Below are 14,341 nucleotides of genomic sequence, written 5' to 3' on the forward strand. Positions count from 1 at the left end.
TGGTAAAACGTAAATGCACTGACCGCCTGAGACCTGACACGGGCCAGACCAGGTAAATACCTGCGTGCTGCCTTGCCAAAGATGGATTTCCCATGTGGCCGCCGCAGACAGATTGGTCCGGTGCAGGCTGACCGCCCGGATAGTTGCCGTGGCACTGAAGGTGAATTTCGCACTGATCGAGGCGGTAGAGGGACTACGCCAGCCGAGGCTGGCCGCCCCGTGCTGGTTCTGGAGGTTGGTGGCCGGCAATGCCGAGACCTCGGAACTGGCTGTGATCGCCGCGCCCAGGACAAGGTTTTGCCAGCCGATGCCGCAGTTCTGCATAACTCAGACCAGTATGGTGAGGGTTGTCGTGTTGCTGGAGCTGGTGACGTGTTCACTCACAACAATTCCCGGAATGGCGGATTTCGCGCCTGGCACCGGAGCCTGAAGCGACACCGGATCCCCGAGATCCACGGCCAGAGCCACGGATTGCGGCACATCCACCGCCCAGAGATGCCGGCGCTTTCCCCAGACCGCACCATGCCAGTTGGCTATGGCCTGCGCATCAGCCTGATTGGCGAGTGCCGTGGAGATCAATGCCGGATCATTCGGAACCCGCCATGCTGCTTTCACAGTGGTATCAAACCAGACAGCACCCCGGTCGCTTTCGGCAATCAGGGACTGACGATCCGCCGAGGCCTGCGGATGCAGACCGGATCCGGAGGTCTGGACCGTGAAATTATGCTGCCATCCGATGCGCCAGCGCCAGGTGGGCGGATCCAGAGAGCTGTCCAGAGCCACGGGCGAAATCGCGCTGATGACGTCCGTGGTCAGGGTCAGGACCGGATCGCCGGCATCTGCTGGATCCTGCAAACGGATCGGCCGCAAGGTACCCGTCCGGGTTGGAACCATGGACAGGCCCAGGCCAGACAGCATCGTGCTGACCGCCTGGAGACCTGTCACACTGCTGGACCCGTCCCAGAACCACCCGCCCGCATACGGCACCAGGCTGGACGTGGCAGTCCAGGCGGCATCGATGTAAGCGGCTGGCATGACCATGTCTTCAATCAGGAACTGTCGCAGCACGTCCAGGACGTTGACAGGAGCCGCGCCCGATCGGAAATGCCCCACCGCATCGACGGTGATTCCATAGACGGGTTTGGTGCCCAGCCGGATCCAGGTGCCCGCACTGCTGGACAGAACCGTATAGGTGCCCGGATCCGGAGACGTGGCGTAAATATCGGTGACAGCCCCGCCATAGGCGATGCCGGCATAGCCGCCTTCATACAGGGCTGTAATATCGGCGGGCCCGTCTGACAGCTGATAGACGTAGTTGCTGCTGTCGATCAGAACAGGCGTGACATTGCAGACCGTGCCCCGCAGGCGCGGCACATCCCGGCCGACCACATTGCTGTCTCCATCAAGTCGCCCTGTGCCCCCATAGATCGAGACGGGAACGGTCCCGTCCAGCCAGTAGGTGGCATCGAGCAGCGTGATGGACACGCTGTTCAGACCCGGCTGCCAGTTCTTTCCCAGACCCGCGAAAACGGGACGCAGAGAGGCGGACGCCGGATCCGTCCAGATCTGTCGGGTGCCATCCCAAAGCCGCACACCTTCCCGGAGCGTAACGGGAAGATGGTCATTCACACGGCTTTGCAGCAGACCGTCCAGAACGCCGTCCGGATTGGCCAGCGTCAGGATCCCGATTGAGAACGACCCGCCCAGGGCATCGGCTGACAGGGTCAGGGACCGTGACAGATCCAGCGCCTGGGTAACATAGGGCGGATAGGGGATATGCGTTTCCGTCACATAGCCCGCATCCGAGAACCGCAGGGTTTCGACTGATTCCGGATTATCCGGATATTGCGTCAGAGCCCCCCATGGAACATTGCCCCACCCTGGAACCGCTGCCGGCTGCGTGACGGCCGGCAGAACGATTTCCATATCAACCGTGCGAAACCTCATGCCGCCCTCGGCCGTGTGGCGTCGGTGACAGCCTGAAGCTGGGTTGTCTTCTGTGTTGCCGTGGCAACTTTCACCAGCTCGGCCATTTGGTCGGTCATGCCTTTCAGAAGGTCGTTGGTCTGTTGCGACAGCTTCTGGACCAGAGAGGCCGTGATCTTGTCACTGTCTGACTGCCCCAGGGCTTTCAGGATATTCGTGACCTGCGTGAAATCCGTGCTGTATCCGGTGCCAGAACCCTGCCAGGTCTTGGACGTGGACAGGAAGGTGCTGGCATCAGACTGGATCCGCGACAGGGCATCATAATCCCCGCCCATGGCTGCCTGATAATCGCTCATCAGGTTGTCATTGGCGCTCTGGTACTGCGCCTGGGCAGACAGTGGCGATGCGTCGGACGTATTCAGCCCCCGCGCATAATCCGTCAGGCTGGAAAACACCGACGTGACAGACTGCTGCGCCTGTTCCTGGTATTCCTTCAGCTGTGCCACGGACGTGCCGTTGTACTGCTGCTGGATCTGGAGGCGTTCAGCTGCCAGCGTCTTTTCCAGATCGGCCGACTGATCCACATAGGCCTGCTGGGACGCATAGGAATCGCCCAGGAAGGACTGCCAGGTATCTTTCAGGGACTGGCGCTGCTGATCGGCACTGGTGTCAAAATTCAGGAGCGCTGCCCCTTCATCATCTCCTGTCGCCGTCATGTAACGCGCCCGGACACCCGCATCAGACTGATTGAGCGTGGTCATGTTGTTTGCATAACCCTGATCGTAAAGCGTCTGATATTTGGATGTCAGGGCAGACCCATCGAGCCCGTAAGCCGAGGCCTGCGACGCCGCAGCGTCATAGGTCTGTTTCAGCGTCGCCATCTGGTCCACCCAGGACTGCTGGCCGGAAACCGTGGCAGACAGCAGGCTGGGCATCGTCGTGTTGACGAACGTGCTGATCGTGGAGATCTGCGTCTGGAGATCGGACGTGGACATCGTCTGTCCGTCCAGCGCCGTATCCAGGGCCGTCTTCAGATCCCCGGTCTGCTGCGTGAAATTCTGGATCGTGACGGTACCGTCCGAATTGAATTTCGAGACCGAGACGCCCAGCTGATCGACCGTATCCGCCATGGTCTTCAGGCTCTGGATCGCCGCCGTGTAGGTGGAAACGTCCGTGATGTCCGAGGGCATGCCCTGAGACAGCGCCTGATTGAACGTGGCGTCAGAGCTGGTCAGCGTGGAGCTTTTCAGCAGGTCCGTCAGGGAGACGGACCGGAGCGCTGCGTTCTTGTTGTTTTTATCATCCCGCACCGTGCCCAGATAGCCACCCCCAATATCAGCCCCGGTCGAGGACAAAACGCTATTGATCGACGAGATATCTGTCTTCAGCTGCTCCGTGATCGTGTCCGTCTGGGCCTGGTTCCAGGTCTGGCCCAGAGACAGCTGACCATCGATCGTCTGCACCTGGTCGATCGTGTAGGGGTTCTTCTTGTGCCCGAAGAGGCCACCAAGAAGGCCACCCAGACCACCACCCACCAGACCACCAATCAGCGTTCCGACGCCTGGTATGAAGGAGCCGGCCAGAGCGCCGAGACCAGAGCCGATACCACTACCCAGCGTCCCGTTCGTACCACCCCCGATTGAGGACAGCGCCGAGCCCAGGCCAAAGCCGCCACCGATGCCGCCTAGAAGGTTCCCCACCGTCGCCGTCCCGAACAGATTGGTTTTCAGTCCGGAGGACAGCCAGGAGGTGCCGCCAAGACTGCTGGAAACCGATGATCCGGAACTAACAGGATTCCATCCCCAGCCCCCGGAATAGGTGCTGATCGCGTTGGTTGCAGACACCCCAGAGGATGACCCGGATCCCGAAAGGATCGAGGAAATATCTCCGATGGTTGTCCGGCTTTTGCCATCGATGGCACTCAGAAGTGGATTGATCAGCGTCAGCTTGGCGATCATGGAGACCAGCTGGCTTTCCACGCCCTGCATGGCAGACTTGAACGTCACCCCGCCATTGGAGGCATTGACGAAGGCCTGCGTGAAGTCACCCGACAGCGTGTCCGCTGCTGAGGAAATATCACTGGTCAGTTCACTCAGGGCATCCTGCTGTTTCTGATAGGCGTTCGTGGCCGACTGGATTGCTGCCACGTTCGTCAGGTCAGTCTGGCTGGCCTTGGACGTGAGATCGGCACCATTCTCCAGAAGGCTGTTGCGCTCTTTCAGAACCGCCATCTGAACCGAAACGGCATCCGAGTTTTGACCCAGAGACGCCGTTTCCGCCTTGATGTAATCCAGATCGAGGGACTGACCATACGCCTTGCGGGCTGTCGTCAGATCTGCCTGCGCAGACGCTGCTTTGTCGAGAGCATCCGTTAGGACCGCCTGCTGACGTGCCTGCTCTTTTGTTCCTGAAATAGACGTGTTCTGGACCGTTTCGGATGCTTCCACGGACCGCAGATACTGGTCCAGGCTGCCCTTGCTGCCATCATAGGAAGACAAAAGCGCTTCCTGGGCAGTCGTCTTGCGGGTCATGGTATCGATCGAGGCATTGAACTCGCCCGTCAGGATCTGCTGTTCCCGTGCTTCAGCCACCAGAATGTCAGCCGTAGAGGCATGCGCCTGACCCATCTTGCGGGCAGCGTCCTCGACCTGCTGATCCACCTGGACCATGGCTTTTTGCGCAGCCGTTCCAGCCCAGGCAGCATCCGTGGCCTGTTCCTGCTGATGCGCCAGCTCCTGAAGCGGATCCCGGAGCTCGTTCAGCGCGCCCTTGTGGGTCAGCAGACGATTGGTCAGATCCTGAGTGGACGCCGCATAGTCAGCATCCGTCACCTTGCCCGCCTTGTGCAGGTCATCCAGCGCGGCTTGGGCAGATGTGAGCTGCTTGATGGCGTTGGTCTGATCCTGCACCTGGGACGCTGTATAACCGTCCGAAGTCTTCAGGGCATCGTCCACACGCCCCTGCATGCTTGCCACAGTCGTGGCACCATAGACCTGGCCACCCGTGACCTTGTCCGCATAATCCTGGACAGACTGCGGAACAGACTTTGAGCCCTTCAGGTAGGAATCAACATTTCCTTCGCCCCAGTTATAGGCCATGGCTACAAGCTGCTGATTTCCGTCATACTTGGAATAGAGCCGGATCAGGAGCCGTTCAGCGGCCGTCACGTTGCCGGTTGGGTCCGTCAGGTCATTCCCATCAGCATTGGACGGCATCACCTGCATGGCGCCAATGGCACCGGCAGACGACGTGACCACCTGACCGTTTTTGTATTGACCCGTGGCACTTTCCACGGGCTGGATCCGGTGTGCCAGGGAGAGGACGTCAGAGCTGGCCCCGATCTGAGAGCCAACACTGTCAATCAGGCCGGAAATCCCCGAAGACGATCCGCTTTGCAGTGTCGCCTGCTGCGCCTCATAAGCCACATGCGCAGGCTGGAAGCTGTCCATCCACTTCTTGGCGGACTGAAGGGACGTTCCGAGTGAGGCAAGGGCATTGATACCCTTCGTAGCGCCCGCGACAATGCCATCCCCGATGGCGTCAGCCAGGCTTTTTGCACCGGCAATCGGAGCGGCCCAGTCGTCCCGCAGGTCATGCAAAGCCTGCTGGAAAGGCGTCAGGCCCTGTTCCGAAGCTCCACGTGTTGCTGTTCCGACCTGTTGCATGAGCAGCTGCCAGGCCTGAAGGCGGTTGCCAGAGTTTTGCAGATCTTCGATCTGGCTGACCAAACTCTGATGAACCCCCAGCAAACCCTTGTCGGCAAAGTCCTGGGCCGCTTTGGCCGGATCCGCATACGCATCCGCCATGGTCTTGGCGGCTTCTGGCACGGTCTCGCCCATGACTTCGGCCAGATCCCGCGCCTCGGCTGACAAAGCCCGGAGGCTGGAGCCATCGACCGTGGGCACGGCTGCAAAGGTCGTGGTGACGGAACGGCTATCATCGAGGGAAAGGCCACTACTGGACGACAGCTGGCGTGCTGCTGCCTCGGCTGATGAGGCCATGGCGGTGTAATCATCACGGGTTGCCCGAAGATGCTGCGACAGCGTCGCCAGCTGTTCCTGTTCGGCTTCGGCCGCAGAGCCGACCTTGTAGAGGGCAGCAGCCCCCGCAGCCGCCGCAACAGCAAGACCGCCTGGACCGGACAGAAATCCGCCAACAACCTTCACGGCGCTGCCAAGGCCGCCCATGGTCTGGACGATATTCGGCACCTGATAGAAGGCGGCCTTCATGGCAGAGCCGCCAGACATCACCTGGTCGAAAAATTTATGCGCTTCATCCGCAACGATGCCGAACTGATAGCCGGACAGTTTGGCCTTATCGGTCGTGTCCTGGAGCGCATCGCCGGCACCCTTAAAGGATTGAACAGCTTTGTCATGGGCAGCCGCAGCTTTATTAACTTTCGCGGTCTGACCATCCAAAGCGCGTGAGGCTTCTTCTCTGGTGATTTCACCTTTTCGGACGCCATCTGTCAGAGTCTGCTCAACTGTCGCCAACTCTTTCTGGGTTTTCGCAAGCGCATTTGCAGATTTGGTAACAGCATCAAGAGAATTAACGTTTTCCCGAGCAGTCTTAGTCGAACGGCCAATTTTCGTATCCGTGACCTCAACCGATTCACCGACCCGGTCCAGACCGTCCGCAACCTTGTCCAGGGCATCCGCATCAGCCTGCGCAGCTGAGGCGATCTGTCCACGGTAGGAAACTTCGATCTGCTCAACTGTCGCCATGACGAAACCTCAGGTTCTTCGGGTGAGTATCAAAGCCGGATAGGTGATCGCTTTTCCGGCTGTTCGGTCTTTGGCGCGCCCATTGCGTCGTAGGATGTAAGGCGCATTGTCCAGCAATCCGGAGGGCACCGTGACAAAGGCACGGGCCGCGTTCACGGTCGGGAATTTTCGCTGAATGGATTGGCGCACAGCTTCGACAATTCCGGGCGGAACGCTCATTTTCATGGCGCCAGTGTCGATCTTGCGAGCGTAAGGCTGAGGATTAACAATCATCACTTCTTTGCCCTCCGGCACGTCAGCCACGTCGTCTGTCCAGGGCTTGCCCTCGACCACGACCACCCAGCTGTCCCGATACCGCCCGGACCGGACAGGGGAACGCTCCTTGCAAAGCTGGAGCGCAGCCTTGGCCGCCAGACCCATCACGTTGAACTTGTAGAGAATGAACCCGTCAGGCCGGACAGAGCTTTCCGGCGCACCCTGACGCCCATCCACGTTCGTGGTCCAGTGCGGAGGCGCATCACCGCGCCTTACGGCCGTGTCACGGGCATTGATAGCAACCCGTGCCAGATAGGCCGATTGGGCTGCCGGTGACAGCGCCTGATCCCGGAACAGACGGATATTCCGGGCAACACTGCGTGGAGACGCCATAGTTACTTCCTCAGAGCGTTCTGGAGATCCTGCGTGATCTGAGTGTTCCGATGCGTGAGGAACACGATGTCCAGAGCCCGCACCAGGCGGAACACAAGCGGGCGTTCATCCGCCGTGACACCGTTGGCATCACACCACCGATCCACGGCCACCCAGCCGATGGGTTGGGGACGGGAAATAATCCGGATCGCCCCCATGCCTGCACCCAGACCGTCGGTAATCCAGGGACGGTCGTGCTGGAGATCGTGCCAGGCGCGCCAGGGTACCTCATTCCAGGGATCCGGGAGAATACGGTGCTCCAGAGCCGCTTCACGGATCTCTGGAATTTCGTTCTCTCCCGTGAACTGGCCCCACTCCAGTTCCCACTGGAGTGAGGCAATCAGTTTCCCTCGGAGGCCTTGGCCTGTTCTTCACGGTCGGACCCGACACGACCAGCCGCCATGAGGGACAACGTGATAAGGGCCGGATACTCCCCGCTGGACAGCATGTCGCGGAACGCATCCACCGTCAGGTCCTGTCCGTCGTCACCTTCCAGTCCCTTGACGCCCAGCACACATTCCTGCGCCAGCGCCTTGCCCTGGCACAGATCTTCGTTGGACGGCGGCAGCGTGTCAGGCGCGTAAAAGCCCGCGCCAGCCCGAACAGAGCGGTTCAGGTCACGTGCTTCTGCCAGACGCAGCGCATACAGCGTGTCACGATAGGCAGGCGTAAAGCCGCGCGTTGTGATGAAGAACGTGTTGCCTTCAGGTCCGACTTCGATTTCTTCGCCCTGGGAGACACGGTTACGATCGCGCGAGAAGGCTGACAGCTTTGCCATGTTAATTTTTTCCGTTTGAATTGAGGGTATAAAAAAACCGCCTCGGAGGGCGGCGGATGTCACGTCAGGCTGAGTAGCCCCATTGTGTATCGAGCCACGCCAGGCGGCCGTCGTACCAGTGCGTCAGATAGGGATAGGACGCGATGGGGTTTGTCCCGTAGAGCGCCCAGTCGGCTGCCAGATCGTCAGCTCGAAAACGCGCATAGTTTTGCAGAACCGACCGGAAAGTGGTGCCGGACAATGTCCCTGACCGTCGCAAGTAGGCGTAACGGGCACGGATCTGATCCTGAAACTGATCACGCATCTGCTTGAAAACCGTTGCCCCATCACTGGCCCAGCCCGTGGTGCCTGGCGCAGCACCATTTGGCTCATTCCACTTCACACCCAGGCTTTCATCCAGATCGTAGGAATCAATTTCCCATAATCCGGACGTCTGCGTGCCTGTGTACGATTTCAGGATGACGTTATTCAGCGTGCTGTCGAAACTCCCCACCACCTCAATATGAATGATGTAGTCCAGCCAGGACGCCAGATTGAGATAGTCACGATACAGCAGCCATTTTCCCGGATCCTGAAGACAGGATGCAAACCAGTCGATCAGGCGTCCTGGCACGGATGTGTCAGGCTTGGCCGGAGACGAGAATTCCCAGACAGACGTGTTTAACTGGCCCTTGTCCGTCCAGATCGCATCCGAGCCGTGTTGCGGCTGGAGCAGATAGTGAGATGGATTCTGGTCGTCAATCAGATAGGTCTGATTGCTGTTATCCGATCGCAGCATATAGCAGCCATAAAACACTGGCTGCGGATCAGAGGGCGTCTGAAGGTAGACGTTGACCGGCCAACAGTCACACGAGCACAGAGGCGACTGGAAGAGCGTGGTCGTCGCATTCAGCCGTGCGTACCACGGCGTGAGCTGACCCGGATCCGACGGAGTGTCGCGCCGGATCTGTCGCCAGATTTCCAGACTGACCGCCTCACGGACCATGGAGCGATCAAAGGCCGTGGGATTGCCCGGAATAGACCCATAGGCCTTGAGCGTGATGGACGTGCTTTCGGCCCACGCTCCAAACTGAATGGCAACCTTGTCCTTGTTGGCGTTCTTGACCTTGATCTTGAGGTTCTTCTTGGACGCGCCTGCACTGGTCTGCCCCTGGAGGCCGACTGTGCATTTCCCGCTATCGTTGGAATACAGAACGGCATCACCGGCCAGAATGGCAAACGTGCAGTTTACCCCGTCACTGTCTGTCGGAGCTGACGGCGCGGCAATAACGAACCTGTCCGGCAATGGTAGACGCAGAAACGTTTCTGAGGCCCGCAGACCCCAGATCGCCTTGTCCACAGAGGTTGGGTTGTCCCCCATGATGCGGTTTCCTTATGCCGCAGCCGGAGAAGCGGCCTTGGCTTCCAGGGCAGCAATCCTGGCCGTCAGGTCAGACCGTTCCAGACGTTCACAGAACAGGCCCAGAGACAGCAGTTCTTCATAGCGAAGCGTCTGCTGGGTCGCCTGCGTTTTTCCGTCTGCTTCGTACACGGGCTGGACAGTCGTGGTCGTGGACCCATCTTCATTTTTCGCCGTCACGATCTGCGTCCGTGGCTCTGAACACCAGAGACCGTATTCCGCAGGATCAAGCCCCTGCGCGGTGAAGGCAGCCTGCACAACCTGAGCAATGACGCCAATGTGGCGACGATCAGATGCACCGTTTTTGAGAGTATACACAACGCCGCTGATGGCAGCCCAGGCGGCCCGAAGCTTTGCTGTGATGTCCGTATAACCACTGTCGCCCAGGGTGCCGATGATAGTCTTGTCGTTTGCGTCCGAAACAACCTGCGGCGCTGTCTGGGTTACGACGCCTGACCAGGCGTTGTTGGATGTTCCCAGGCTGGTGACGTTATTGGTCTGTGGGTGCAGCGTAGACCCTCCCACGGCCAGATTCCCGTCCATATTGCCTGTTCCACCCCAGGCAGTCAGCGTAGCCGCTGTCCCCTCATTGGAGCCGCTATAAAACTGAATGGCGGTCTGGTCGGATCCTCCGGGCTTTCCAGCATTAATATAGGTAATGGCTCCCGAAACGGAGTTGAGCAGAATGCCGCCACCGTCATCGATGCCGACGACCCCACCATTCGTGCCGACAGCGCTCTTCAGCAGATAATTCCCCAGCTTGGTATCGACGTCCGTTCCGGCTGACTTTACTGCAGCAACAGCTTCAGATGCAGATGTCTTGGCAGCAGACGCATCACTTGCGGCCTGTCGGGTCTGACCGGCAAGCGCATCCAGACGAATGCCAGCTGCTGGTGTAGCGCTGCCTGGATCCAGCACGGTCAGGGCAGAGGCGTCACCGCGCACGAAAGTATCTGCTCCAACCTTGCCAAAGGTTGTCGGGTTTCCATCAGAAAGAGACATGAGTCTTCCAGTATTAAAGGGGTGAGAGCAGCGGGCCGTTCGCCCAGGTACCAGCAAAAAACTGGCTGCCATCCGTCATGACGGTTTCATCGTCCGCGTTCAGGGAGAGGCCAGCCGGCAAGGATTTCGTCCCAGCCTGGTACTCAGCTGGCGCGACGTATCGGCTTCCATCAGCCACCAGATCGGACGGCAGGATCTGCGCATCGGACGGAACAGGACGCACAAAGCCGTCCTGGTCGATATAGACCCGGCTACCATCCAGTCCGGACACGGCCGTCAACAGGTCTGCCAGCGTGGCGACGGTGTCGCCCGTCTGAAACTGCGTTGCCCCATCCAGCGGAATGACTGTCGCCAGACGGGCTGGCGTGGTCTGTGTGGCCGGCAGAACCTTCAGCGCCGCGACCAGAGATTTGCCGTCTGTCAGGGACAACTGCCCCAGAGCATCCAGCGCTGCCAGGCCGCCCGCTTTGCCACGGAAGGAATTTACGGTGTCCGAGGACGCAGTCCCGGCCGCTTCAGCTTTGGCAGCCGCACTGGCAGCAGCCGTTTCCGCAGCCTCTACAGCATCATCCAGACCGATTGCCGCACTGATGGCCTGCGCAAGAACAAGGATTGTGACCTGATTGGCACCTGTTCCGCCGGCTTTGGTGACGATTCCCAGGAGCGCGTCCGTAGAAGACACGCTGTCCGCAAACGGGAGGCCGGAAATCGGCTGCCCTGGTTGATTGGTTGTTGCCATGTTGTCTCTCTATGCGAGCAGCAGCGTGTCTGTTGCCGATCGGAAAACCTGATTGAGCAACGGGACGCCGGCAGGGGATGTGAGGTGACTGGTCCCGTCCGGAGACAGCAGCTGCGCCACGGAAACCTGCTTCACCTGCGAGGTGCCAAGGGTAAGAACCCGACCATCCGGATCCGTCAGTGCGTTCGGAATGATGGGCGTGCCATCGGCCAGAGATGGCCAGTCCGGCACGTCGTCCGGCTCGCTGTCCAGGTTGATCTGGACAGTCACGGCTTCCGTGTGACGACGCCCCTGCAACGTGTGCAGGGTCAGGCTCACCGGCACCAGTGTGTTCGGTTGGCCACCTGCCAGACAGACAACGGCGAGGCCGTTGACCTTGCCGCACCAGAGCGCTGTCAGGTCCGAGGACGTGACAGGATCCGGAACCGTGGCAGAGACGGACAGAAGCGTGTCACCCGCATCCGCAAGCCAGCGGCCGGGATCCAGTGCAAACTCCAGGACGTCAGCCGGTGCTTTCGGTGCCCAGCTTTGCCGGATGGAGGGCAGCCGGACACCCCAGAGCGGCGGCGTACTGGACGCCAGCAGCCGCAGGGTCCGCGCCGACGCGACCGTCACGCCTGGACAATGGATGTCAGCCATGACGCAACCTCATGTCAGCTGCCAGAAGCTGGAGGCGTTGCCGGGATCCGGTCGATCTTGAAGGTTCCGCCCGCTGCCAGCGGATTACCGGAGATGTCGAACGTGGCCACGATCGTGGTGTTTTTGCTGCCGGCATTGATCTGCGGGTTTCGGAGGGCTGCGTTCAGGAACGTGAACACGTAGCTGTTCCCGGACGCGTCCTTCACCGTAATGGCGATCGGTCCCTGCGTTCCAGCGGCGTAAAGCTGGTATTCATCCCAGGTCTTGAAGAAATACTGGATCTGGCCTGTTGCCAGAATTTCGCCTGGACGGATCCCGCAGGCGTCCGCATGGCCCATGCCATAGTCAGCCCCGGAGCCATTCCGGTTCAGCGTGATCTGGACCTGACGAATACAGCCTGCGGGTGCCTTGCCCTGAATGGTCAGGCCGGAGAAGTTGCCAACCGTGTCAAAAATCCGGCCTGTCGGGGCTGCCGTATAGGCCGTGGCGGGATCCGCGTCTGCGATGGACTGCCCTTTACAGGTGAAGTCAAACGCGACGGATGAGAAGCTGCCCTGGGCAAAGGTGAGCTGTGCCTGCGTGCAGAAGGAGCCTGGACGGACCAACCATTTTCCGCCCAGCTTTTCGATGACCGTCCAGGTTTTGACGACGGCACCGTTCTGGATCGTGTTGCTGTTCCAGTCTGCCCCAAGGACGGCGGCCAGCATGTCGTCATAGGTGCCATACGACAGGGCACCAGACAGCGTGCCTGAGGTCGTGGTCTGTGTGACGACTTCCTGAGAGGCTTCGATGTCCGTATTGATTTCATCCGGACGCTGCGTTGTGTCCTGAGGACGGAAGTTTTCGCCCGTGAAACGGGTGCTCTGGAATGTCCCGGTCGCCTGGACGCCGTAAGTCTTCTCCAGACCATAGGCAACGGCCGTGTCATTAGACTGGGCACCGGCCTGATACCCTGCTGTCGAGCCCGTGAAGGCCATGGTTTCACCTCATAAAAAAAGCCACCGTGAAGGTGGCTGTGTCAGAGAAAATCAGGGGGATGGCAGAGGGAGGACGACGTCCTGGTACCGATAGGTGACGGCCAGACTGAACCGGACCCACTTTCCTGTCTGGTCATTATCGGGCGGATCGTAAGACTTCCCGTCATAATAGAGACCTTCGGGTGCGGCACCGTCCGGGACGCGGAACGCGACTGACAGGGCCTTGCGGCGTTCGAGTGCCGGCAAGGCCCCATAACCGCGTGACACGAACAGGTGCAGCCAGATCTGGCCGGTTTCTTCGTCAACGATCTCACCGACGCCCAGGCGATCGCCGTCCGCGCTGGCAACTTCGAACAGAACCCAGGGGGTCAGCTGATCCTCCGTAGTCTGCGCCATCGCATCCAGCACCGGAATGCCAAAAGGTGCCATGGCCGCAGAAGCGCGCTGGAACGCGTCCATCCAGACGACAGGAGAGGTCATGTTCCACCTGCTGCAAAGAGTTTCCAGCCGCAGATCTGATCGCCGTCATAAACAGCTGTCGCATCTGTCAGCGTGTAAATCCGATCGCCGTCCTTCAGCTGGTCCATGTTGTGCGGGCGGCCATATCCAGCAGCTTGCAGCTCATCATTCAGGATTTCCGCCACGAACGGCATGACCGAAACGCCGGCTTCCAGCGCTGCCGTAGCAGGCGGCGCGGAATAGGCGATCAGGTTCACCGCAACGGGAGCAGGAAGGCTGCCATTATTCGCACGGGACAGCGCCATCATGCGGCCTTTACGTCGGATCTGACGACGCCGGCGTTCTGTCTGATACCCCATCAGGCACACCCTGCGCTGCGGAAACGTTGCACCAGCCCAGCCGCTTCCGGTGTCAGTCCTCCTAAAGAGGGATCCGGAACAGCCCAGCTTGTGGAGCCCACGCCCTGTTCATTTTCTGATTTCAAAGTCGGATCACGGCCCTGAGCATAGTAGGAGGCGGCTGCGACGCGCCGCACGGCCAGGCAAATGGCTCCCGGAAAATTTCCAGGCTGCACGGTTCCGTCATCCAGAGTGACGGGCGGGTTATATCCCGCCTCATAGGTCACGAGATACCGGCCTGCCGGCCAGAAAGGCTGTGTGACATCAGGCCGGTAAAGTTCGCCGCAGTCGTCATCGATGACCAGATCGTTGATGGTGTCTTGCTCAAGCGCTGTTCCGTTTCGTGTGACGGCAATCACGTTGTGAACGGGATAGACGCCAAGGAGCAGAGACAGCGTGCGAGGGAAGGGACGCACAAAGATTTGGTCCTGCCAGGTCTGGGACAGTAGAGGCCGGCCGATAAATGTCAGAACAGCCTCAGTCGCATCCATAAGGTATCTCTGGAGGTCCGTATCAGACTGGGCATCTGTGATGCCCAGTCTGATACGGACCTCCAGAGAGGCCAAAGGCACCAGGGCAGGAGCTGACCCGAGGGGAATGCTTCTCATCGATC

The 14,341-nt window shown here is 59.8% G+C and carries 13 protein-coding genes; 1 reads left to right on the forward strand and 12 read right to left on the reverse strand.

Annotated features, from left to right (window positions below):
- Positions 1-327: 327 nt before the first annotated feature.
- From GFR01_RS02455 to GFR01_RS02465, 3 genes are read right to left on the reverse strand one after another with little or no spacing between them, the layout of a single operon-like run.
- A complete protein-coding gene (locus GFR01_RS02455) occupies positions 328-1,947 on the reverse strand; it encodes a hypothetical protein (RefSeq protein WP_099181130.1) in 1,620 nt (539 codons plus the stop codon).
- Complete coding sequence (locus GFR01_RS02460; protein ID WP_099181131.1) at positions 1,944-6,650, reverse strand: phage tail length tape measure family protein; 4,707 nt, start codon at positions 6,648-6,650, stop codon at positions 1,944-1,946. The genes GFR01_RS02455 and GFR01_RS02460 overlap by 4 nt, the downstream gene beginning before the upstream one ends.
- 9 nt (positions 6,651-6,659) lie before the next feature.
- A complete protein-coding gene (locus GFR01_RS02465; RefSeq protein WP_099181132.1) occupies positions 6,660-7,298 on the reverse strand; it encodes a hypothetical protein in 639 nt (212 codons plus the stop codon).
- A 50-nt stretch (positions 7,299-7,348) separates the two neighbouring features.
- Between GFR01_RS02465 and GFR01_RS15500 the strand changes: the two genes are divergently transcribed.
- Positions 7,349-7,672, forward strand: a complete 324-nt coding sequence (locus tag GFR01_RS15500) for a hypothetical protein (protein WP_145994544.1) — start codon at positions 7,349-7,351, stop codon at positions 7,670-7,672.
- Positions 7,673-7,677: 5 nt separating this feature from the next.
- On the opposite strand, the gene GFR01_RS02475 is transcribed toward GFR01_RS15500, so the two are convergent.
- The 9 genes from GFR01_RS02475 to GFR01_RS02515 form a co-directional block, all read right to left on the reverse strand.
- Positions 7,678-8,115: a hypothetical protein gene (locus GFR01_RS02475; protein WP_099181134.1), complete on the reverse strand. Its 438-nt coding sequence runs from the start codon at positions 8,113-8,115 to the stop codon at positions 7,678-7,680.
- A gap of 64 nt (positions 8,116-8,179) precedes the next feature.
- Positions 8,180-9,475 (reverse strand): CotH kinase family protein, encoded by a 1,296-nt coding sequence (locus GFR01_RS02480; RefSeq protein ID WP_099181135.1) that lies wholly within the window; start codon positions 9,473-9,475, stop codon positions 8,180-8,182.
- Between the two features lie 12 nt (positions 9,476-9,487).
- Positions 9,488-10,516 carry a tail fiber domain-containing protein gene (locus GFR01_RS02485; protein WP_167384187.1) on the reverse strand — a complete coding sequence of 343 codons (1,029 nt, stop codon included), beginning with the start codon at positions 10,514-10,516 and terminating at the stop codon, positions 9,488-9,490.
- A gap of 13 nt (positions 10,517-10,529) precedes the next feature.
- A complete protein-coding gene (locus tag GFR01_RS02490; RefSeq protein ID WP_099181137.1) occupies positions 10,530-11,255 on the reverse strand; it encodes a hypothetical protein in 726 nt (241 codons plus the stop codon).
- A 9-nt stretch (positions 11,256-11,264) separates the two neighbouring features.
- Entirely contained in the window at positions 11,265-11,894 is a 630-nt protein-coding gene (locus tag GFR01_RS02495) for a phage fiber-tail adaptor protein (RefSeq protein WP_099181138.1), read from the reverse strand.
- Positions 11,895-11,908: 14 nt separating this feature from the next.
- A complete protein-coding gene (locus GFR01_RS02500; protein ID WP_099181139.1) occupies positions 11,909-12,871 on the reverse strand; it encodes a phage tail tube protein in 963 nt (320 codons plus the stop codon).
- A gap of 51 nt (positions 12,872-12,922) precedes the next feature.
- Entirely contained in the window at positions 12,923-13,351 is a 429-nt protein-coding gene (locus tag GFR01_RS02505; RefSeq protein WP_099181140.1) for a hypothetical protein, read from the reverse strand.
- On the reverse strand, positions 13,348-13,689 hold the full coding sequence (locus GFR01_RS02510) for a hypothetical protein (protein WP_099181141.1): 342 nt from the start codon (positions 13,687-13,689) through the stop codon (positions 13,348-13,350). The genes GFR01_RS02505 and GFR01_RS02510 overlap by 4 nt, the downstream gene beginning before the upstream one ends.
- The gene (locus GFR01_RS02515; RefSeq protein ID WP_099181142.1) at positions 13,689-14,336 is read right to left on the reverse strand and encodes a head-tail connector protein; all 648 of its coding nucleotides are present in this window, start codon (positions 14,334-14,336) and stop codon (positions 13,689-13,691) included. The genes GFR01_RS02510 and GFR01_RS02515 overlap by 1 nt, the downstream gene beginning before the upstream one ends.
- Between the last annotated feature and the right edge of the window lie 5 nt (positions 14,337-14,341).

The organism is Gluconobacter frateurii (assembly GCF_002723955.1).
In the GTDB taxonomy this organism is placed as follows: domain Bacteria; phylum Pseudomonadota; class Alphaproteobacteria; order Acetobacterales; family Acetobacteraceae; genus Gluconobacter; species Gluconobacter frateurii.